This is a genomic window from Bacillus cereus group sp. MYBKT14-1, from assembly GCF_051915185.1.
Taxonomy (GTDB): domain Bacteria; phylum Bacillota; class Bacilli; order Bacillales; family Bacillaceae_G; genus Bacillus_A; species Bacillus_A cereus.
The window spans coordinates 15455-38066 of the sequence record NZ_JBQAEF010000005.1 but is presented as its reverse complement, the minus strand read 5'-3'; the positions used below and the strand labels follow the sequence as shown (position 1 = coordinate 38066).

Here is a 22612-nt window from a genome sequence, read left to right as displayed (position 1 = left end):
TTATGTACGTTGACATTTTACTACTAGCAGAATTAACGACAGGACCAAAACATGGATATGAAATTAAAAAAAATGTTCAAAATCGTTTAGGTGAAAATTTCGAATTAAATCACAACATGCTTTATCCTGCCCTTCGGCGCTTTGAAAATATGGGTGCTATAACGAAAAAAATACATAAACAAGTCGGAAAACCAAACCGAAATATGTACGATATAACAGAAACAGGAGAAGAAATTTTTTCTGAAATGTTACGAGAGTTTCCCGAAAAACTTGCGACAAACAATACAGAATTTCTTGTTCGTATTGCGCTATTTGAAAAACTTGACTATGAGGATAGAAAAGAGATTTTGACTGTACGTCAAAACGTACTATATAATCAGCTTACTGCTATTCAGTCTCTAGATGTTACCTCATCTTTTATTACTGAAGTCATTGAATTTAGTAAATCACGAATTGAACATGAATTGAGTTGGATTACATCACTTATGAAAAAAATATGAAAAAATAACAAGAAAAGTTAAAAACAATGAATGAAAATGATATTTATTATCAATACTATAATTAATAAAAGGGCAACCACGATTTGGCTACCCTTCAAACATTTATACTTCTGGATCGAAAGTTTTGCAATCTGTTTCTTCCGTTGTAGATGCATGTTTACCTTTATGACTTACTACGTAAATTGCCTCTGCACTACATTTATTACCGTTCGCCCAAAATTTACAGTTATTTACTTCACATAAAACGTCTTGTGCCATAGTATCACACCTCCTTGTTCTATTATCATTAACAAAATTCGGAGGTATGATACTCTTTGTCATGCATTTTTTATTACCTTTTTAGCTTTCTTAATGGTTCAATATCTCCTCGTACAATCACATCTATATTTTCAGTTATTTTTTCAATGTCAAAATGCCACCATTGAATTTGTAATAATTCTTCTATTATTTCATTTGAAAATCTCTCTTTTATTTTATTTGCTGGATTTCCACCAACAATTGTATATGGTGCGACGTCTCTAGTCACAACAGATTTAGCTGCAATGATTGCACCATCTCCTATTTTTATTCCGGGCATAATAGTTGTGTCCATACCAATCCAAACGTCACTTCCTATAACTGTATCGCCTTTGTAAGGTAAATCAGACAAACTAGGTGTATACTTCTCCCACCCATTTCCAAAGATATTAAATGGATATGCCGAAAATCCATCCATCCGATGATTCGCTCCGTTCATAATAAAGTTAACTCCAGATGCAATACAACAAAACTTTCCAATAGTAAGGCGATCCCCAAGAAATTCATAATGATGTAATACTCGATTTTCAAATGTTTCTCCATCTTTCGCATCATAATAAGAATAGTCACCAACAAGTATATTAGGTTTTGTTATTGTATTTTTTATAAATTGAACGTTTTGATTTCCTTCAATAGGGTATTTAATATTTGGATTAGGATTCATTTTGTACAGCACTTCCTTTACCACTTATTTCACTTTCTACCGCTATTACTGGCTTTAAATTGTATATAGGTAAAATAAACAATAATCCAATTATAAAAAGTAAAGCCGTCCCTTCATACATCATACTTAATGAAAACATCTCTTTTAATGAGCCAGCTATACTCATCGTTACTACCATTGAACCGGTAAATAGCGGACTTAAAATACCATTTACACGACCTATAAAATCGGTATCGCTATTTTGAATAATAAGCGTATTAATACCAATTTGGATACAAGGAAGAGCTAAGCCACTAAAAAGCTGAGCTGTAAGTGTCACCCATAAATTTGTAGAATATCCTATAATGCCAATACCAATTGCTTGACCAAGCATACCGATAATTAACATCTTTTGCGGAGCAACGTTTTTCGCAAATACCATTGCTAATGCTCCGCCAACAATCATTCCCGCACCATTTACTGTTAGTAGCCACTGTAAACTCTCTTTTGATAATCCTAGCTGCTCAGTCACAATAAATATACCTAATGGTTGAATTAATCCTATACCTAGTCCTGCAGCCATAAAGCAAAGCCCTAGCAAAGTTAATGCTTTTTTCTTTTTGACATACTTAATACCATCCTTCATCTCCTGCAGCAGAGTGATATCTTTCTTTTCTACGTCGTTTTCAAGATCTTTCGGAAGAAATAACAATACAACTGCCGCAAGTAAAAACGAGATACCTGTTATGATGATTGAAATATAAATTCCAAAACTATGAAAGATAAATGTCCCTAGAATTGGTCCTAATACCATAAATATTGCAAATATCGTTTGATATATAGACATCGCTAGTTGAATTTGTTCCGTTGATAAATGTTGTTTAAACAACTTCATTCCAGATGGTTGTGAAAACTGTGAAAGGATTGCAGAGATGAGTGTCACAAAAAACACAATTTTCCACGTTCCAAACATAAGCGTAATTAATACAGCGAATACTGAAATGGAACTTAACGTTTCACACCATATCATTGTCTTCTTTGGCTTCCACCTATCAGCAAAGGTACCGCCAATAAATGAAAAAATAAAAATTGGAGCGAATTCAGCAACTGAAATCATAGAAATAGCAAAAGCATCACCTTTTGTCATTTCCATTACATATAGTAATACCGCAAAGTTTCGAACCCATATTCCTATTTGTAAAAATAATGCTGATGCTAAAATCCCTTGTACAAACCGATTTTTTAATACTTGTGATACCCCATTGTTTTGTTTCGTTACTACATTTGTCGACATAAAAAAGCCTCCTATTTCATGTTCTGAACAGGAGGCAGCACAAATCATATAAAAAGACTATATATTCGCAGAGCGAAATACATCCCTTTTCTATAAATGTACAGACTAACCCTATTCAGAAGAATATTTCGTTTTTTAACGAAGATCTCTTACAAATAGAATTAGTTGATCATTGGGATGTCTTCACCCTTCCGTTTCGAATTTAAATAACACATACATACTCTATGTAAATCATTTTCGATGTATGCATGTCTCCTTTTAACTATTCTAGAAAGTTAAAGGTAATTCCTCTAAAGAACGCATTAAATAGTTACCTTGCCATTTAATTTCTTCACGATTCCCTTTTATTTGTAGTTCAGGCATTCGATTAAACAAAGTAGTAATAGCAATCTTTGCTTCTAACCTCGCAAGTGGAGCTCCTAAGCAGAAATGACTACCATGACCAAAGGCAATGTGACGGTTGTTCTCCCGTGTAATATCAAATATTTCTGGATTTTCAAATACTGTTTCATCACGGTTCGCTGAAGCCAATGCAATAATAACCATATCTCCTTTCTGTATTGTTTGATGGTGAATTTGAAAAGGTTCCGCTGCCCATCTTGCAGTTGTAACCTCAACTGGAGAATAATAACGCAATCCTTCCTCAATAGCCGAATCAATTAGTTTGGGATTATCTTTTAATAACTGTAATTGATTTGGATTTTCAAGAAGTGCTAATACCGTATTTGTAATTAAATTCACTGTCGTCTCATGTCCTGCGACAATTAATAGCATTATCATTGAATATAGTTCCCGAGCGCTAAGTTTATGCCCTTCACTCTCTGCAAGTATTAAAGCACTCACCAAGTCTTCTTTTGGCTCTTTTCTTTTAATATCAACTAAATATTGAAGATATGTAATAAACTCAGATAGTTGTTTTTCGGTCTCTTTTATTTCTTCAGGTGTTTCTGGTGATGCAATAACAGCATGAGACCAAATTCTAAATTTCGCTTGATCTTCTTTTGGAATACCGAGCATCTCACTTATTACAATAATTGGTAATGGAAATGAATAATCATCCACAAGATTTAATGTACCTTTTCGCTCTATATTACTTATCAAATCATCTGCTATTCTCTGAATTCTTCCGTCTAATTGTGCAATCATCTTCGGTGTAAAAGCTTTTTGAACTAAAGATCGTAAACGACTGTGGTTAGGTGGATCTGAATTTAGCATATGTGTTGTTAAGTGGTCACTATTATCAACGGAAAGATACATGTTCTTTGTATCTTGAGAAAATACATTTGTCCAATCTTTTTTTAAACGATTATCTTTTAAAAGTGGCAGAGCATCTTCATATCTAGTAATGAGCCATTCTTTACCGATTTCAACTTGGTTTACAAATAATATAGGTTGTTTTTTTCGCGATTCTTTATAAATTTCATACGCATCTTCTTTAAATTGAGCTGAAGCTAAATTAATGCCATCCTCTATGCTTAACCCAACTTTGTTTTTCATTGACATTGTATTCCCTCACTCTCATTTGTTTTTGAAAACCAACCAACATATGCATTATACTCTAATAAAAACGTGAAAATTGTAAATTTTTAATCAAAATCTTACTTCGTATATTGAAAAATAAAAAAGTGAGAAAGTAAAATCGTTTCACTCTCCCACTTCTCTTTATGCGAAGCACATAAAATTACTAATTTGTTGATAGCGATAACTTACTTTACGACGACGACCACCCTGCCAAGTGTAACCTGATACTCCGTTTCTTCTCACTTCAGTCGGAAAGAACCATAAATCTCTTCCAAAAGGCCCAGGACGATGTAAACGTAAATAGCCCCATCTTCCTAAACAGTTACACATCCATGATTTCATATTGCCTGGTTGTGCCGGAGAAGCAAATGTAGACGGTAACGATGGCGCTTGTGACGGTGGTGGTGACGTTGGAGCATCCTCCGCATCATCTGGTCTGTAATCTTCTTGTTCAATATCTCTCACTTCATTTGTAGGTTCATACCCGTAGTTTTGTGGATTATAATACATCGCTTGATCATATGGATAATTTTGTTGGTTATACATATTAACAAATCACCTTCTTTTCATTCATTACCTTTATCATTCATATGTGATATGCCCTCTCTAGGAAGCTTATGTATAGCCCAAATTCAACTTAAAAAGCTCGTATTATTAAAAATACGAGCCTTTCAAAAATAGAATGTGTTTATTATTTCCTTAACTTCACACTATAAAAACGCATTTCATCTAACGAACCTTCAAATTCAAATACTTCTTGTTTAATTAATTGTTTCAAGCGATATTCTAAGAATGTATCTCCAACCAATTGTTCAACAAGACCAAGTGCTTCACCAATTACTCTAGGAGCTTTGAGGAACTCTCGATCAGCACCCACACTTTTCGCGCATTCAATTATAAATTGATCAAAATAATCTTCTTGTACAAAATGCACTTCATTTTCTTTCCACACTCTTAAACATTCTATGCTTTTCGATAATCTATCCCACTCATGTTCAAACTTCATTCGCTTCTCTTCAGTTAAATAAGGTAACTTTATAAAACTTTTTTGGAATAGAGCTAAACTTTCAGGTGGTAATTCTCCCGTTCCACGAATATCATACTCTTGTTTTAATATTTCTCTACTTGCTTCAGACGTATTAATAACTCGAATGTTTTTCTTATCCTTTAATTGTGCTATTACAAAACTTAGGCCTACATGTTCATGTGCATTATCAGCCTTCCAAATTGTAATAGGTGTTTCAACAGGAATAGTATGTAGTTCTTCTATAGTTGCTATAAATCTTGATAAATATTCTTCTTCAAAATAACTATCATAAGCAGTTAAGTTATTTATTAACCACTCCTGTCTTGCTAGTTGCCCCTCATTCGTATGCAACCTATATATCGGTCCAATTGAAAAAAATTCCGAAAAAGCAACAACACTCTCTTCAAATAATTCTTCTTGACTTAACATATATTTTAAGCAACCAGCCGTTGAATCATCAAAAGCAATATGTACGTGCGTACTTTCTTTTACATTCCTTTTATAAGTAGGATTACTTGTTAATTGTTTCGGAATATCCATCAAATTTTTAATTGTATCTTCACTATAGTTTTCTTCTAATAAGTTTAACTGTATGAGAATACTTTGAAGTAAATCTTTAGCCTCATCTTCGTACATATCCTCTACAGCATTTTTAATTTTATCTATCACACAAATCCCTCTATTCATTTCAAAAATAACGTAGATTATAGTGTATCATTTTAGTATAGTTCTTTAAAGTCAAATCCAGATTACTAAAGCAATCTGGATTTTCAACAAAAGCTCTCCTTATATTTTTGAATTGCTAAATATTTTTACTTTGAAAATCCTTGTATCTAAATGTATAATTATATAAAAACAAAAATATAGGAGCTATATTTATGGATAAAGTACTTACAAATTATAAACATTACTTAAAAAATTGGAGATTTATATTTATTTGCATACTACCTGCTATTGCCTTATTCGTTACTTTCGATGTCATCTTTGAACTACTGTTTCATCAAAATTTCTACTTATCTAACTTAATTTCTGCTATCATATTATTTTTAATATTTATTAACGTTAAAGATAAATTTAAAACTAAAGGCTAAAAAACACTATTTCAAAATAGCCCTTTATTATTGCATCCTACTATAAAATAAGGCTCATAGTAGATTTTCATAAAAAATAAGAGCACCCTGCAATTAGCTGCTCTTATGTGATTAGAGGTTTTTTCTGAGTATTAAGTAGGACACGAAGATCTTGTCCTACTACATAATATATGCTTGTACTTATTATTTCGTGCATGTATTAAGCACCATGTTCAGGTACTTAATATATGCACAGTCATTGCTAAAAAATCTACTCAAAATTTCACTGCACAATTTCATATTTATAAATTAAAAAACATCCTCAATGGATGTTTTTTATCTAAAGATTTTAAGCTTCCATAAACTTAGCCGGTACACCAATTTTTTCAACTACAGAAGATATATTAGTAGGATTAATCATTACATTTTCAATACATACTAATTTATTTTCTAATATCCCATTCTCTGTAGTAATAAGTTCTTCAAACCGATCTAAAGTCATTGAGAATTTATGTTCACTTCCACCATTCATACTAACTTTTACATACTTCATAGTGTCACCGCCTTTCATAATAATTTACATTTCGACAAGAAGGCGCTTACATCCTTTTTATTTACTCTTAGATTTCTCACGTATATATATATTTTGAGAAAAGAAACTACTATTATTCATTCACAAAATTATTGCTAATAAGAAAGATAAAGATAAAAATGCACAAAGTGGAATATATAAACCGGTATCCATTCTTGCAAAGTGCGTATCTTTTTGTCGTTTAAAGATACCAAAATAGTTAAATTCACCAATTACTCTAATAGAAAAGACGATCATACAAATCCAGGAACCGACTTGAATAATAACATTAGGAACTGCAAAATGAACAATATTTGCTTGTTGCAACAAAATTATTGCTGCCATACTTAATAATAATGCAATGACCAATGTCATTCCGGCACGAGGTGTAAACGCCTTTTCCCCTGCTTTAGTTGGAATAACACTATTTGTCCCCCAATTACCTCCGAAAGCCCAATATACATGTAAAAAACTAACTAAGAATAATATACAAGCAGATATATATGTAATGATAAGCATTTTATCCTCCCCTTATTTCATTTTGGTTCCCACCTATAAAATATGCTGTTCCCCCCACATTAGCAACCTTCATTTCATTACATAAAAAAACCGTAATGATTTATCAATATTAAGATAAGTCATTACGGGGTTATTAAACCTCATTACGCATTATACCTATTTCTTCGGCGTTCCATCCTTGTTTGACCTTGAACTGCATTTTCTTTGTATGGATCTATTTGCTCTGTCATTTCATATGTTGCAACTGGTTCTTCGTACTTATACTCATGGATCTTTTCTGGCATTTTACTTTTAGATTCTTTCCCACCAAACTTAAATAGTTTCATCTTTAATTTCGGCAATCTTGGAAGTCGAATCTTAATTGATAATCTTTTGCGTTTCTTTTTTGGTCCAAGTAGATTTATATTTTCTTGATTATCTTTCTCTTTGCGGTGAATGAACATCGCAAGTAATCCTCCTAATACAAGTCCTCCAATTAATAGTAATATATATACATAATGGCTTGTCATTAAACTCGTTATGCGTTCAAGTATGACTAACGACTGTACTTCTTTTATATCCCATAGTAAAGCGGCCCATAATGAGAATAAGCCCAAAGTAAGTCCATATGTACGAAAACGGAATAAACATGGAATTAACGCGACACATGCAGCAATTTTCGCATTTGCTATGATTGAACTTGTTGAAATATCCTGATGCCAAATAACTAACAGTAATGTTATAAATGGCGCATACGCTATCCAGCTGCATATACGTGAATACATCTTTTTAGCAAAATAACTACCGAAACTAGTAAAAAATAAAAGCCCTCCAATATATATAGATTGTTCTAGAGGGATTTGCTTTGTAAGTCCTGCAATTGGAAAGAGGCCGCTCAATAGCATTAAGAGCACATCTAATTTCTTCACAATTCCCCATTCCTTTCAATTTTTTTCAATTAATAAAAATCTTTTTCCATATGATATAGTTTTTGTATTTCTAAAAAACATATTAATCCTGTCTGCACATAAAGTAAATATGTAAACGAAAAGATACTTGACAAAGGATATCCTTATTTACATAAAAAAATGACAAATCCTAATCGATATAACGAGCAGGATTTGTTTACTAGTATTTAAAGTAGAGTAATTGAATCTTTCTTTTCTACCTTTACTACATCTACATCCAATTCATCATCAAATTCTTTAAACTCTCTTGCATCTATGTCAGTAATATAAGTCTTCATTACTTTTTCCATATGTACGGAATATGTCATGTGTACATTCTTTTTCGAAAGCATACTAGAATTACAGCACATGTAATGTATCATTTTAGCGATATAATCCCTTTCTACAGGTTTTACACCCAATGGTAAAATTTCAAGTATATATCGCTGAAAAATCCCACTACAATTAAGTGAATATTCACCAGTGCTATAATACATCCCTTTTTGATCTGCATATAAGCCAATGCTATCTAGAGCATCATCAGATTCTATTACACCGTAACTTGGTACATCAAAACCTGTATTTATTCTAATAATATTTAAATTTGGAACCTTTAACACCTCTGGAACAATATCAGGTAAAATATCTATATTAATTTCTTTATTTTGTAACTCTTTTATCCAATATTTTCTCAAATTTGCATCTACAATGAAGTAAACTTGTTCATTTTGGTCTTTTGCATATTGTACAATTTCCATTAATGTTTCGAAAACATATTGTTTAAAAAGAGCCCCCATATCATTTCTCTTTGATGGTTGTGGTAAAAATGCATTATGTTTATTTATATTTAATAATACGTAATCAATCGTTTGCCACTCTGTACTCCCATATAATTTATATAAAATTTCTTTTCCTTTTATTTTTGAAAAAATAGGTAAGAAATCGAATTTCGATATTCGTTCAATTGATAAACTAACATATGTACAAGGTAAATTTATCTTATTCCAACTACGCCTCAAAAATCCTTTTTGTTCTAATAGACTAAAAATACTATTTACAATTGTTTTACGAGATACATTTTTTCCTATAAATAAATTAATAAATGTTGAAATACGGTTTGTTCGTGCAAATCCCTCTCTAATGATTTGTTTTGGATCAATTTTTTCGCGTCCATCACAATTCTTCATCGCGATTAATGCTAATGTCGCATCACTGCGCTTACCCGCGGTAGTATAGACAGCTTTCTTAACATCATCTACAAGATTTGTTTTATATTTTTGGCAATATTGCATTTTATATGGATTTTGTAACACCTTTTCAATATTGTATCTCACAATCTTTAATAACACTGGAAAATCTGTATTCAATACATACGAATTTTCACCAACTTTAGTCAAAACAATTTCGCTATCAAGTAATGCTTGTTCTATTTCCAGCGCTATATTTTCAGACCAAACTTCTAATGTTAATGTCTCTAATCCTTTTGGTGCAAATAAAGGAAATAATTCATTTTTGTTATTTGTTGCTACCTTTTTACATTCTGGAAGTATTGTGAAATAAGAGAATTTACGCTGAAATTCTTTAAATAAATACTCTCTTTCCTTTACTGTTATACCCGGTTCTATTTTAGTACCTTGAACTTTATAAATTCTCTCATTGTATGGAAATAACACCCTTTTATTTTCTCCTACAATATAATCTTTCGGATATTGGAGAATATGGTCTAAATCCACCTCTCCCCCTATTTGAAAATCATCTTTTAAATTTCTAAATATCTTAATCCATTTCATGCCGGTTGTAGCTTGTTGTATTTTTAGTTTTACAAACCGTATTTTTTTATTATTTGACGCAAACTCTGGGGTAGAAATCAATATCATGCCTCGTTTTCGTCTTAAAAGTAAAGGAATATCTGGATGATTATATTCTTGATATTAAGACTGTTTTTATGAGCATTTCGTATAAGTATGATGTAACAGATTAAAGCTATTTTCAAAGACGACATATCGGCGATAATTTATGTCTATTCTGTATAGGTGTTAGCAAGTTCGTTTGCAAACTTGTTAGCACTTTTTTATATTTCCTCTATTATAAACCCTCATAAAAATATCATACTAGCTGCTAAGCCCTCTAATTTCTTTTCTCTGTATTCGGTAACTGTAAAGAAATGAATAATTGGTACTTTTTCGTCATACTTTTGTTTATAAATCTGCGTAAGCTCTTCATATTTTTTAACTTCTCTTCATTCACTTTCATTTTCTGTGAAAAATTTCGAATTAAAATTACACATAAGATAACAAACAAGCCAATTCCACCTAGGATTGGCTTGTTTGTTATCTTATTGAAGTAATTTTCATTTTAATAATTCTAATTTCAAACTCTTCATTCCTAAATATTATTTTGAATAAAGGTTTGGATATAAACATCTTCATATGGTAAGACATCCGTTTGATATACATGCAGAGCATTTACAAGATGTACTTCCCTTTCTAATTCAGATAACTCAAAAACAAATTGATGAGGACGATTATGTTCTGAACTTCCGGCTCCAGAAGGCCTATTGAAAAGGAGTACCCATTCTCCATACAAATCATCTTCGCTTTCAACTAATAATAGATTGTAACCAATCTTATTTTTATTTTTGATATGCCCCCACGCCAAAATCTTTTTATTACCAATTGGAAGAACAGGTCTTACAACTTTTTTTACAGATCCCCTTCCAAAATCCGATGGTACATTTCTGATGAAATCACTATCTGATAATAGTTCGATGTAAATTTCTATCATTGAATCGGTTGAATAATACAAATAAGCTCCAAGTCGTGTTCGATGATTTTTTATTTCTGACACCTTAATTTCACCGTCAATGTATTTCTCGTTAAATCTATTAACAAATTCTTTTATTGGAGTATATATTTCATTTTCAAACTGACTATGTATTAAGTTTTCTTTTTCTAATTTCTCTTGTTTTTCTTTTTCCGCCGCTTGGGCCTCACTACTTCTAATCTGTGTTTTTTCCATAGCTATTTTAATCATTTGATTAATTTGTTCATCATGGTTTGACTTAGGTAAATTGTCTTTACTCAAATCGTCACGAATCTCTTCCCAAGTTTTATACCTTCTTTTGGTAGATTTTTCAATCATTTTCATGATTACTTGTGAAATTCCCATTGTTAATGATGAATTCACAATATGCGGATGGATTGGAGATACATATAAATGTTTCTGTGCCCATTCCTCCATACTAGCATTTTCCGGTAAATTAAATGCATTGTTTAATGTTGCCATCTTATAAAAAGTCATTCCCATTGCGTAAATATCCATTTGAATTGTGTTCTTATCAGTTCGCCAGGCTTCTGGAGAAAGGTATTCAAATGTTCCATATCCCTTAAAAGTTTGTTGTCTATTTCGTGTTGTAGCATCAACTATCTTCGCTAAACCGAAATCGGTGATAATTAACTTTCCCTCCTTTATTAGGATATTGTCTGGTTTTATATCTCTATGTATTAAATGATTGTTAATGTGTTCCATACCGTCAATCAATTGATTAAACATTGCGTGTAAATGCTCAACTGTAAAAAATTCCTTTGATTGAATACATTGATTCACTAAATCTTGCAAACTTCCTTTCTCAGCCAATTCCATAATAATATAAGGTGGTAATTCTTGATATACACTCCCATCATGTATATATTTGTAGCGTATAGCATTTTTATGCGAAACTTTTAATGCCATCTCACTTTCATTTTTAAAACCTTTCATGTATTCCTCACTTGAGGCATTAGAGTTTAAGGTTTTCAATGCCCAAAAACTACCATCCTTTTCATTTTGAATTTGAAAAACCTGACCAAATCCCCCATGGCCTAATTCCTTTAATACCCTGTAAGCTTCTCTTTCCCCATCGTACACTCTTTCTGAAATTATAGTATTAAACATGTGAAATCTCCTTTCGTATCCTCTTAAATTACTAATACTTTATATGAAGAAATATTAGTGAATCTATTATACATTATATTACAAATTCTATATAACAATATACTCCTTGTATGAAAAAATGTATAATTCTCCAAAGATAAAAAGGCCGCCCAACAGGACGGCTCTTATTTCTATTAATTAAAATTATTCTTTTGTATAGTAATACTTTAATCCTTTAGCATCTAACCATGCTGTTGCTTTATCTAACTCGCTGCCTTGACGATAATCCGACTCAAAATAAACAAGCCCTTGACGATCTCCACGAGAAACAATTTTTGAAGTGTATCCAAGCTTATCCATCATTTGAATCATTTCAGGAACTAAATTTACACCAAATTCATAAGTAACCACCTTATTATGTTTGTTCACGATAATCTCCACTCCTTCTTCTTTATACGATTTATTTGTAAACCAATCTAACGACTTGCTTCCAATTAATTCATTCAAATCACACTTTCCAATACCAGGTACATTTCCTGTTTCAGTGTACTGCCAGATATCACATGGATAAGCTGGTCTATTCCCGCCATAACGAGGAATCCATACAAAGTCAGATTTTACATTTGCCATTCCGAATGGTGCATACATATGATGACCAACATATAAACCAACTTTCTTAGCACCTAATCTACGTAATTCATCGATAAAAGCCTGTGTACCTGCTCGCATATCATCCATTGTTTTCACTTCTACATCAGCCACCCAGACTGTCGCACTCTTATCTCCGCGATTCCAGAAGTCTCGAGCTTCTACACGTGCGTCATTCTCAGAAACGAAACGACAGAATGCATAGTTACCAAAAGGAATGCCATGTTGTTTCATGGATTGTACATATCCCTTATATAATGGATCTGCATAATTTGAACCATCTTGTACACGAGCGATGATGAAATCAATGTATTGTTTTGCCACAGGCCAATTAATATCACCATTCCATTTTGAAATATCTACAGTGTAACCCATTATTGAACATCTCCTTTTTTCTCTTCTTGTTTTTGTTTGCCACCTAAAATTTCAACTGCATTTGTTAATGGTTGTGGGAGTGGGATACCCATTCGTCCAGCGTTTTCTAAAAGTGAAAGCAATTCATTACCCATGAAGAAAAAGATTGTCGCTTCACGAATTGCATTGTTACTCCCAAGTACTGTATCGAGCTGGGCGGCCGCACCGACCAAAATAAAAAGCACCACCTTTTTGGCGATGCCTTTGAAACCAACTTTACTTTTTAATTCTCCGTTATAACCTGCTGCAATCATGCCAGTTAAATAATCAATAACTGCCATCGTCACCAAGACTTTCAATGTTGCATCCCATCCTCCCAAAAAATACCCACAGAAGCCACCAAACGTAGCTATAAATGTTTTCAATAATACATCAATACGATCCATCTTTTCCTCTCCTTTTTAAGCTGCAAAGTAACTTGGGTCCATTCCAAATATCTCTGCAATATCTTCCTCACTTCTATCTTTTAAATAAGATTCAGTTGTGGAAATATCAGAATGGTTAGCAAGTGATTTTAGTTTTTCAAGTGGTACTCCTTGTACTTTCAAATTATCTAATCTGCTATGTCGGAAACAGTGAGGATTCATTTTGAATTCCTTCCCTTCCTTTTCGTTCAGCATCTTAGCAAATATGTCGCACCAATAATTAAATACACTCTTGTTCAATCTTTTTCTCTCACCATTCTTATAAACACGCACAAACAAATCTGGAATAGTATCCTTACCTCGCTGATTTATATATAAACGGATGCATTTCTGCACCCGGTGATTGTAATATAATCTAAACTTTTTACCGCGCTTCCCTCAAACCACATTTGTATAATATTGTTCTGTCAGTCCTTCTTTTTGAACTTGATAAACTTCATTTTTTCTAGCTGCACTGTAATACGATAGCGCCAAATACGTAGCTAACATATATCTTTCTTTTGCTATTAGTTCATCAATTAACCACACAATTTGTTCTTCTGTTATAAAAGTGATTTCTCTAACTGGACTCTTAGGTAAACCACGTACCCGTGAACCTACATTAAATTCATAATCATAGTCATCATCATCCGCACAAAACTCAAGTGCTGAACGTAAAGCGCTCATCAATCCATTTACACGCGCATTAGACATTCTCATCTCTTGAAAAATAATAGATAAGTTTCGAATGTCTTTACGTGTTAATTCAACCAGATTTTTATTTTCAAAGTGTTGATGTATTAGAAACAAAATGATTCGCAAATCCCAATTGTATTGCTGTAACGTGCTTGCCGCTTTCCCTTGCGATTTCTTTTCAATGAGAAAATCTTTGACTAGGTTTTTATTTTCTTGGCTAACATGCTTTTCATAAATTACTTGGTCTACTATTCGTTTCACACTGATCATCTCCTCAAAATAAAAAGAGAAGTGAAATCACTCCTCTTGATTGATGAATTGAATCAAAGCCCTATTTTATACAAAATAAAAAAGCCTGCTTATGCACGCTTAATCTGTAATATCTAAATTAAAAAGCTCATCGCAATATGAATGACATTTCCATTTTGAACACCATTCAAGAAAATTCCACCATCACTTTTAACTGTAACTTCACAAACTGTTGGTCCATTACCATATGCAAGTGCTGGGAAAGCAATACTTTGTACAGGGCGAAATCCAGCCGGAAGGGTTGCAAATACTGTTGTATTTGCTAGATATTTAACTGATCCAATGACAGATATTTGTTCCCCACTTCTCTTGTACTTCAAAATTCTATCAGGAACATTCTCTACCCCAGTTGTAGGGAGGTTAATCCAACCTGTATCATTTGCTTGTCTAATTGTCCCATCAGTTCGAAATTCTACTCTTTTAGACCAATCCCAAGTATCCCCTTGAGAAACTGTGGATGGAGCAAAAATCAGCTCTCCCTGCGCCCCTTTGTGAATTACTGTCTTATAAGAGCGACTACCTAATACAATTGCATTATCGCTCTTAAATTCAAGTAATCCATTTATGATGTCGCCAGCTTTTTTTAGAAGATTATCAGCATAAACATTGAATACGCCAGTAGGTGATTTATCAAGCATCACTTTATTATTTTTCCAGTCCTTTAAATAGAATTGACCATCCGAGGCTCCTACAAGACCGATATCTAATACCTTATCCTCACTATTGAATACAACTCCGATATTGGAACCGGGCGTTGGTCTCATTGTTAGATAACCTGTCATTATCCCGCCTGATCGCTTTACAACATCCATTTTATCAACCGCTTGTTGCAAAGCATCTATCTGTTTCTTGAGCTTATCGAACTCTGAAATATAGTTTTCTATTTTAATGTTTCCTTCTTTTACATCCCGTCTTAATGTAATCCGAATGTCTGGTGTACTCATTCGTTCTGTACTTTTTTCCATAACAAAATAAGCTGTCCAATCATCCGATGTGGAAACAGCTTGCGAGGACAATGTGTATGAAAATACGCCATTCTTTGCATCAACTATTTGGGCATCATCCCGAACAAACAGTCCGACTTGATTAATCGCTTCGTACTTCACTGCATACCCTGTTAAATCAACAAGTTGCCCCTTTTCTCTTACATTTACAGTAATCTTCAATCCGTTTTTATCATTTTGCCTCGAACGAATTGTTTTGGTAAACACAGTATCTGCTAAATCTATAATAATTTCCTCATTTCGCATGACTACACCTCTCTCTAACTATTCCTTTTCACGCGTCTAGGCGGTCTTCTTTGACGTTTTACTTTGTTCCTGTGTTTTATATTTCCTTTAGGCTTTATCGGCTCTAATTCTTCGATTCTAGCATCTGTTTTGGTTACATACTCCTGAAATGCTTTAACAGTCTGCGAAATCATCCCATATAAGCCAACACCATTTTCTTTTGATTCATCCGGAAGTACAACTCCATAGTGTGTTGTAATATCGTTTGTTGTAAGGAGTGGATCTCCTTCTTTACGCTTCATACGCATATCATATAATTGAGCCATTTCTGTTTTAAGGTTGTATTGTTTAATCTCCCACCCCATTACCTTCTCTAACGCATCAAATTTAATATCACGTATATTGGTTTTATATTTCTTTTTAGAAGACACTTTAAAATCTGCTGCTAAAACACCGTTAAAATAAGTTCCCCCAGCACTTTTCACTTGCACATAGGTATTTTCATAATTTCTGTTGTTCCGTAATAAAATGTTCTGAAATACGATGTCACTATCTCCACCAGGTGTCAACTTCAAATCAACAACTCGATCTCCATTTTGGCGGAAATTAAACCCTTCTTTTGCAGTGAAATAAGCACCACCTGTTCTACTTTCCAGAAAAAGATTATTTTGGCTTCTCAAAGAAGCATAGGATGCTTTTGACTCTAGTTCTAGGCTTTGATCCGCTCTTAGTTCTGCATGTCCATTTTGATTAAACGCAAGGCCCGCTGAAAAATAGACTCTGTTTGGATCACCATTTAGGTATCCATTTGATATTCCGATTCCTCCTGACTTGGGAGAACTTTCGAGTTGGTAAACTAACACTGCACCCTGCGTTGCTGTTATATCATTGTTGCCACCTAATACAATAGTGGGTTGCATGATATTACTTTGATTTATATAATAGCCCATGAAAATCCGAGTGATATACGATTCCATTAACCTAATAAACTGTTTGGAAATAGAGACATAATTAGAATCATTGGCAGTTCTAAGAGTAGTTCCTGTTATTTCTCCGCCTCGAATCAAATTCCCATTCAATACTCCAGTAGTAATGAAATCCGCAACAATACGCCCATCTTTTGTCATTGCTATTTCATAAGGACCATTTACCCCGTTTGATGAATACCCTAATCCGTTTATGTTCCACTGCCACACTTTTGAAGCTGTCATTTCATTTTTGGTATCCATAATTAAAATTCGGTCTGGATATACACGTACATTTCCACCAAATCCCGAATTGATTAATTTTGTGGCATTTTCTTTCGCTGCATCCAGTAAAGATCCTGGCATATTGGATAAATCTTGTTGGATTTGATCTACCTTACCAGCCATATCTGTAAAAGATTCTTTAAAGTTTCCAATGGTTACATTGATATATTCCTTTTTAATCGGATCATATTTATACGCAATAACTTTTGCTTGAATATCAATACCATCTTCCTCATGTTTAACTGTAACAATATCGCCCATCCAGACATGCTGCAAAATTTTATATTCTTTATACTCCTCTGTTTGAGACAACTCTTGAAATTCAACCTTATATGTCGCTTTCGGTTGATCTACCATCTGAATATCAAACATAGCTTTAGCGGCTTGACGTAACCTTTTATATGCTTCTTCTACAGGTAATGCGTCTTCATCATTTGCATTTTTACCAATAGCTGCTTTTATATGATTAAATTCAATCACTCGTATTCTCGGATGTGGATACTTATGAATCAGTGGACTATCTACATATTTTTCTGGTAATAACAATCCGTCAAACCCTTGCGGCATAATTCTGGTAGTAGGGCTTTTCCAGTCCACACTTCCTTCATAACCTAACAAATCTTTTTTATGTCTTATTACTACTCCACGATTAGCTCCTCGGTTTTTCAGCATCTTAACATCGAAGTTGTCTCTTTTTAATTCCCCGCCCCATCGATTCACGAATGAGTTATCTTGGCTCGTATCCAACATTGCTTCCACTGGATTCTTTCGAACAATACGTGCGGTGGATATATTCGTTACGTCAGAATAAAAAGTAAACGGATGCTTATATTGACAACCTGATGATAACCTAGCCATAGCCCCAGTACCATTTGTAGGCTGTATAAATATATCTTCAATCAAGTTTTCCGTTAAATCATAAAAAATGTGATAACAAACCGCTTTGATTTCTCCCACGCTCACTTTAGGAGTCACCACGCGAAATAACTGATCCCCATCAGGAGTAGGAACTTTTATGATGCTCATTCCGTCAATCTTCGTTCCATATGGAGCAAATAAAGGATAATTAAAATTAAACACAAATAAACCGTTGAGTTCTTCCTCAACAGTTGCATTATAAATATGTTTATCTAAAACACCAATTCCGTTATGCGTAAAATCTGTTTCATTTGGTTTATATAAAGTAATCATTATTTATATCTCCATCTTGGTTGAATTGAAATAAATTGAATAGTACCTGACCACTCTATTTTATTTTCTCCTATTTGGAATTCTGGAAAACCACCAATCATCTTATCATTCATTGATACTGTACCACTGTATGCCTCTAATAATTCTGAATCTATTACAACAGAACCATTTACATCTTTAATCTGAAAAGAAACATCATTAATGAAAATTCGAAATGTACCATTCCCTGCAATGAACAACAGTGGAACCGATTCCATTGTACCTGGATTATAAATAGTTCCAGGAGTACTCAACATTATGTTTGCATCTTCTGTATACTCAAACGGATCAAGCGTAAAGTCGACTTCAAACTCACCGTGTTCTTCAATTTCATTTGCAATATCACCTACTACAACATGTTTAATTTTTCGATACACATCATCATCTGTAAAATATAGTGTCTTGCCATTCATCAACCAAGCCTTCATGCGCCGAACTAATGGCTTAATATTCTCTTCTTCAAGCATATTGAATTTTATTTTTAAAGGGACGTCTTTAAACGCCCCTTTTTTTGTAAGTGAACCATGTCTACCCGGCAATTCAATATGTTCTACTTCCTGTTCTGCTGTAGGAATAACAGGGCGTTCTACCATACATATTCCATAGTCACTTGCTAACTGATTATCGATACCTATGTCTAGCAATTTAAGTCCTCCCTATTCCTATTTTTACATTACGGCCACGCTCAGCAAACCAATCATTTGCTTTTTCAAACATACGATCCACATCACGTTCATTATTAATTGTGTTATAAAAATTAATTTCTACAGGACCACTGTCAATTTGTTGAACAATCGGTTGAACTGCTCTTGTCGCTAACGTAGACAGATTAGAAGTGATGTTATCTTGTTTATTTATTCCATATAAATTTAACTTTTTAAAAGTATCATCAACCATATTTGAAATGTTATTAAGTGCGGATTGTAACACATTACCTTTGGTTGACTTTTGGTTTGGAGCATTATAAAAATCTTTAAAAATCTGCTCTCTGAAACCAGCTACTTTCTTACCTATCTCCAACCACTTTCCAGACTCTACAAATTCCTCTTCTAATATCTTTTGAAAAGGATCTCCACTCTCTAATACACTACGAATATAACGAGCAACAGGATTATTTTCGCTCATACCACTATTAACATCATAACCTTCAAGCTCTTTACCAACTTGTTTAAGTGCATCCCTCATGTCTACGGGTAAATGGGTAATCCAATCATTAAGATAGTCACCATCTTCCAATATTGCCTCAAAATAGCTCCGAAGAGGATTGTTATTATTCATGTCGTTTAAAGTGGAGCTATTGAAAGTATTTAACGTTGTTTCTAATACCGTATACACTGAATTTGCTAAGTTTTTAGCTGCCGCAAGAACTGTCGACATTGATTGTTCCATACCAACAGCAAGCCCAGCACCAACTTGTTTACCAACCTGATCTCGCATTTTTCGAGAAGGGCTATGGATGTCGAAGAAGGAAGTAAAACCGTCAAGAATATCGTTACCAATAGATTTCACCTTACTTAACACTTTACCAGCCATACTACCTAGACCGTCTATCAATCCACTTATAATATCTTTACCTATCTTGAATAAATCAATCTTCTTTAATGTATCAACAATCTTCGGTACAATATCTGTCACGATTGTAGAACCTAATTTTCCTACCATACTCACAATACCTTTTATTAAAGCCCAGATCAGTTGAACACCAGCTTCAAGGATTTTAGGTAGATTCTTAATTAACTCTCCTGCTAAAGTAACAATTAGCTTTAATGCTGCTGCAATTAATTCCGGTATCACCTTTACAATCCCAGCAATCAACATAAGTAAAATTTTCACACCAGCTTCAAGTATCTTCGGCAAGTTTGCAATTAATGTGGATGCTATTTTGACAATTAAATCTAATGCTGCATTAATAAGCTGTGGTAACACTTTTACAATTCCATCAATAATGGCCATTAAAATCTTTACACCGGATTCAATTATTTTAGGTAAGTTTGTTAATAAAGTATCCGCCACTTTGGTGATAAGATTTATCGCTAAATCAATAAGTTGCGGTAGCATTTTAATGATTCCGTCTATTAAGCTAGTTAAAATCTTAACACCAGCTTCAATAATCATAGGTAAATTCGCTGTAATGGCTTCAATTAAAGTTGTAATAACTGTAATAATCGCTAAAGCAATCATCGGTAAAGCTTGTGTAATTCCTGTAATTAATGAAACTAATAAATTTATTCCCATTTCAATTAACTGAGGTAAAAATGACATAATTCCATTAATAATAGTTTGAATAATCGTTACAGCTATTTGGATTAACTGTGGAAGCATCTGCATAATTCCGTTTATTAAAGTTAGAATCAATTGAAGTCCTGTTTCTATCAGAGTAGGTAAGACTTGTACAATCCCAGAAATTAAAGTTTGAATGATTTGTATTCCCATTTGAACAATCATAGGGAGATAGGTAGCAATCATCTGTGAAATTGTATTTATAATCCCAACAATAGCTTCAAGCATAATTGGAGCCGCTACAACCAAACCATTCACAAGATTTGAAATCATTTGTGATCCCGCTTCAAGAAATTGCGGTAATACTGTTGTTACGAAATTGGCTATGTTGGTAAAAATATTTGTAATAGTTTCAAGAATAATTCCTGAGTTTGTATTCAAATACTCCGCAATGGCTGGCAAATAACGAGATACAGATACAAGAACACCTGGAAGTCCTCCGATAATTGCTCCCGCTATACTAGGACCGATCATCTTAAAGATTTCGCCTAACTGGCTAAAATCTCCCGAAAAAACAGCTTTTACTGCATCAAAAAGATGAAGGCACGCTTCGCGTATCTTACTGACTGCCAAGCCTATTATTTCAGCCGCATCTTGAAATCCTTTTGGCAAATGAGTAATCCAATCATTTAAATAATCTCCATCAACAGCCGTATAGAATAGATATTTACCTAATGAAGATAATGCGTGTCCAAAGTTTTGAACGCTTTCAATTACATTCGTAATGCTATTTTTGAACCCTTCATTGGTTTGCCATAAATTTCGCATCCAAATAATCAATCCAGCGATAGCCGCCGATGCAGCTATCACTCCACCTGCTACTAATGCAACTGGACCAGCAACAGCCCCAATACTTACACCCAATATACCAGCTATACTGGATAAGGTGACAAACACTGGGGCTAACGCCATGCATGCTCCAACAAGAATCCCAAGCGTGGTCACAATTGTTGTTATAGCTGCTGCTAATGCTGGATGTTCTGAAACAAATTCCGCAAAAGCACTAATTACATCAGCAATGACTCCCAAAACAGGTTCAAGTGCCATTTTTAAGTCGTTCATAGCTTTTTGAAACTTTACAGCTGGGCTCGCATCCATCTTCTTTATCATTTCATTTAGTTGTTCTTGGTTTTTGTTTAAATCTATAACTTTATCTTGAGCACCAATAAGTGTATTCGTAATATTTTGTCCTTGGTCTTCATACATTGTCATTTTGTTATCGTAAAGGCTTTTTATCCTCTACTTCTTACAGTTCATTTCCTGTAAGTTCGGCATACGTTTTCACTAATAAGTGTCGCGGTCTCGTGGAAGGATTATATCTTTTCACCCTCTATGCTCTGCCCCTGACTACACTTTGTATAGCCTTCGGTTCAAATCAGGATTCGCACCCTCTTTGCTTTATACCGCGATTTTACTTCGGCACAATTTATCATCTACCGAAAAGTTTAACACCGATTTCATTTCGTTTTGTTTCATCTTCAATACTAGCCAAAGCTTTCGCAATCTCTGTCATTGCTGCTGAACCTTCTTTACCGCCTTTAGCGATAGATTGCCCCCACTTTTCTAACTGATCAGCCGAAATTTTAGTGCCTTCAAGAGCTTCTTTCATAGACTTGTCGACACCTTGACCAAATTCAGCCGCCTTAACACGTCCTTCTTTTAGTCCATCTAAGAGATTATCAATCATTTGTATTCAACCTGACTCGCAACGTCACGCCCGTTCTCTTATGAACTGCTATACGTCACCGTATAGATTAGACTATATCTTCAACTACTTGAGTTGCTCCCCGTTTCGAGTGTCATTTGCTTACACCCTACGTCTCTCGACTAGTCGTTGCACGTTCCTTAATTAAAAGGCTTCGCTCAGTATTG

The 22612-nt window shown here is 33.8% G+C and carries 20 protein-coding genes and 2 pseudogenes; 2 read left to right on the top strand and 20 right to left on the bottom strand.

Annotation, left to right across the window (positions count from 1 at the left end; translation table 11 throughout):
- The first annotated feature begins 2 nt into the window (after positions 1-2).
- Positions 3-500, top strand: a complete 498-nt coding sequence (locus ACTFO4_RS14485) for a PadR family transcriptional regulator (RefSeq protein WP_000289127.1) — start codon at positions 3-5, stop codon at positions 498-500.
- 102 nt (positions 501-602) lie between these two features.
- On the opposite strand, the gene ACTFO4_RS14480 is transcribed toward ACTFO4_RS14485, so the two are convergent.
- The 6 genes from ACTFO4_RS14480 to ACTFO4_RS14455 form a co-directional block, all read right to left on the bottom strand.
- A complete protein-coding gene (locus tag ACTFO4_RS14480) occupies positions 603-758 on the bottom strand; it encodes a DUF1540 domain-containing protein (RefSeq protein ID WP_000046095.1) in 156 nt (51 codons plus the stop codon).
- Positions 759-831: 73 nt separating this feature from the next.
- A complete protein-coding gene (locus tag ACTFO4_RS14475) occupies positions 832-1461 on the bottom strand; it encodes a Vat family streptogramin A O-acetyltransferase (RefSeq protein WP_440013811.1) in 630 nt (209 codons plus the stop codon).
- On the bottom strand, positions 1451-2734 hold the full coding sequence (locus ACTFO4_RS14470) for an MFS transporter (protein ID WP_000106396.1): 1284 nt from the start codon (positions 2732-2734) through the stop codon (positions 1451-1453). The genes ACTFO4_RS14475 and ACTFO4_RS14470 overlap by 11 nt, the downstream gene beginning before the upstream one ends.
- Positions 2735-3001: 267 nt before the next feature.
- Positions 3002-4237 carry a cytochrome P450 family protein gene (locus ACTFO4_RS14465; RefSeq protein WP_000062133.1) on the bottom strand — a complete coding sequence of 412 codons (1236 nt, stop codon included), beginning with the start codon at positions 4235-4237 and terminating at the stop codon, positions 3002-3004.
- Positions 4238-4396: 159 nt separating this feature from the next.
- Positions 4397-4801, bottom strand: coding sequence for a hypothetical protein (locus ACTFO4_RS14460; protein WP_000282687.1), 405 nt, complete (start codon positions 4799-4801; stop codon positions 4397-4399).
- A 145-nt stretch (positions 4802-4946) separates the two neighbouring features.
- Entirely contained in the window at positions 4947-5951 is a 1005-nt protein-coding gene (locus tag ACTFO4_RS14455) for a DUF1835 domain-containing protein (RefSeq protein WP_098584573.1), read from the bottom strand.
- A gap of 209 nt (positions 5952-6160) precedes the next feature.
- Here ACTFO4_RS14455 and ACTFO4_RS14450 point away from each other — a divergent pair, with 209 nt between their 5' ends.
- Positions 6161-6373, top strand: coding sequence for a hypothetical protein (locus ACTFO4_RS14450; RefSeq protein ID WP_017673484.1), 213 nt, complete (start codon positions 6161-6163; stop codon positions 6371-6373).
- A gap of 328 nt (positions 6374-6701) precedes the next feature.
- Here the strand turns inward: ACTFO4_RS14450 and ACTFO4_RS14445 are convergent, their stop codons facing one another.
- The 14 genes and pseudogenes from ACTFO4_RS14445 to ACTFO4_RS14380 form a co-directional block, all read right to left on the bottom strand.
- Positions 6702-6905, bottom strand: coding sequence for a hypothetical protein (locus ACTFO4_RS14445; protein ID WP_000878369.1), 204 nt, complete (start codon positions 6903-6905; stop codon positions 6702-6704).
- Between the two features lie 120 nt (positions 6906-7025).
- Positions 7026-7442 carry a DUF3995 domain-containing protein gene (locus ACTFO4_RS14440; RefSeq protein ID WP_000905568.1) on the bottom strand — a complete coding sequence of 139 codons (417 nt, stop codon included), beginning with the start codon at positions 7440-7442 and terminating at the stop codon, positions 7026-7028.
- Between the two features lie 143 nt (positions 7443-7585).
- The gene (locus ACTFO4_RS14435) at positions 7586-8350 is read right to left on the bottom strand and encodes a DUF3959 family protein (RefSeq protein WP_000732187.1); all 765 of its coding nucleotides are present in this window, start codon (positions 8348-8350) and stop codon (positions 7586-7588) included.
- Positions 8351-8556: 206 nt separating this feature from the next.
- Positions 8557-10239 (bottom strand): RNaseH domain-containing protein, encoded by a 1683-nt coding sequence (locus ACTFO4_RS14430; RefSeq protein ID WP_440013808.1) that lies wholly within the window; start codon positions 10237-10239, stop codon positions 8557-8559.
- A gap of 189 nt (positions 10240-10428) precedes the next feature.
- Positions 10429-10630: pseudogene (locus ACTFO4_RS14425) on the bottom strand (hypothetical protein); the annotation flags it as partial.
- 123 nt (positions 10631-10753) lie between these two features.
- A complete protein-coding gene (locus ACTFO4_RS14420; protein WP_440013806.1) occupies positions 10754-12301 on the bottom strand; it encodes a serine/threonine-protein kinase in 1548 nt (515 codons plus the stop codon).
- Between the two features lie 183 nt (positions 12302-12484).
- Positions 12485-13303: a GH25 family lysozyme gene (locus tag ACTFO4_RS14415; RefSeq protein WP_440013805.1), complete on the bottom strand. Its 819-nt coding sequence runs from the start codon at positions 13301-13303 to the stop codon at positions 12485-12487.
- A complete protein-coding gene (locus ACTFO4_RS14410; RefSeq protein WP_000373895.1) occupies positions 13303-13728 on the bottom strand; it encodes a phage holin family protein in 426 nt (141 codons plus the stop codon). Before ACTFO4_RS14410 ends, ACTFO4_RS14415 begins: the two co-directional genes overlap by 1 nt.
- A gap of 15 nt (positions 13729-13743) precedes the next feature.
- A pseudogene (locus tag ACTFO4_RS14405) lies at positions 13744-14703 on the bottom strand (tyrosine-type recombinase/integrase).
- A gap of 122 nt (positions 14704-14825) precedes the next feature.
- A complete protein-coding gene (locus ACTFO4_RS14400; protein WP_440013803.1) occupies positions 14826-16001 on the bottom strand; it encodes a BppU family phage baseplate upper protein in 1176 nt (391 codons plus the stop codon).
- 14 nt (positions 16002-16015) lie between these two features.
- On the bottom strand, positions 16016-18421 hold the full coding sequence (locus ACTFO4_RS14395) for a phage tail spike protein (RefSeq protein WP_440013801.1): 2406 nt from the start codon (positions 18419-18421) through the stop codon (positions 16016-16018).
- Positions 18421-19104: a phage tail protein gene (locus ACTFO4_RS14390; RefSeq protein WP_440013799.1), complete on the bottom strand. Its 684-nt coding sequence runs from the start codon at positions 19102-19104 to the stop codon at positions 18421-18423. Before ACTFO4_RS14390 ends, ACTFO4_RS14395 begins: the two co-directional genes overlap by 1 nt.
- A 1-nt stretch (position 19105) precedes the next feature.
- Positions 19106-21952 (bottom strand): hypothetical protein, encoded by a 2847-nt coding sequence (locus ACTFO4_RS14385; RefSeq protein ID WP_440013797.1) that lies wholly within the window; start codon positions 21950-21952, stop codon positions 19106-19108.
- 217 nt (positions 21953-22169) lie between these two features.
- Positions 22170-22427: a hypothetical protein gene (locus tag ACTFO4_RS14380; protein WP_440013934.1), complete on the bottom strand. Its 258-nt coding sequence runs from the start codon at positions 22425-22427 to the stop codon at positions 22170-22172.
- Positions 22428-22612: the final 185 nt, after the last annotated feature.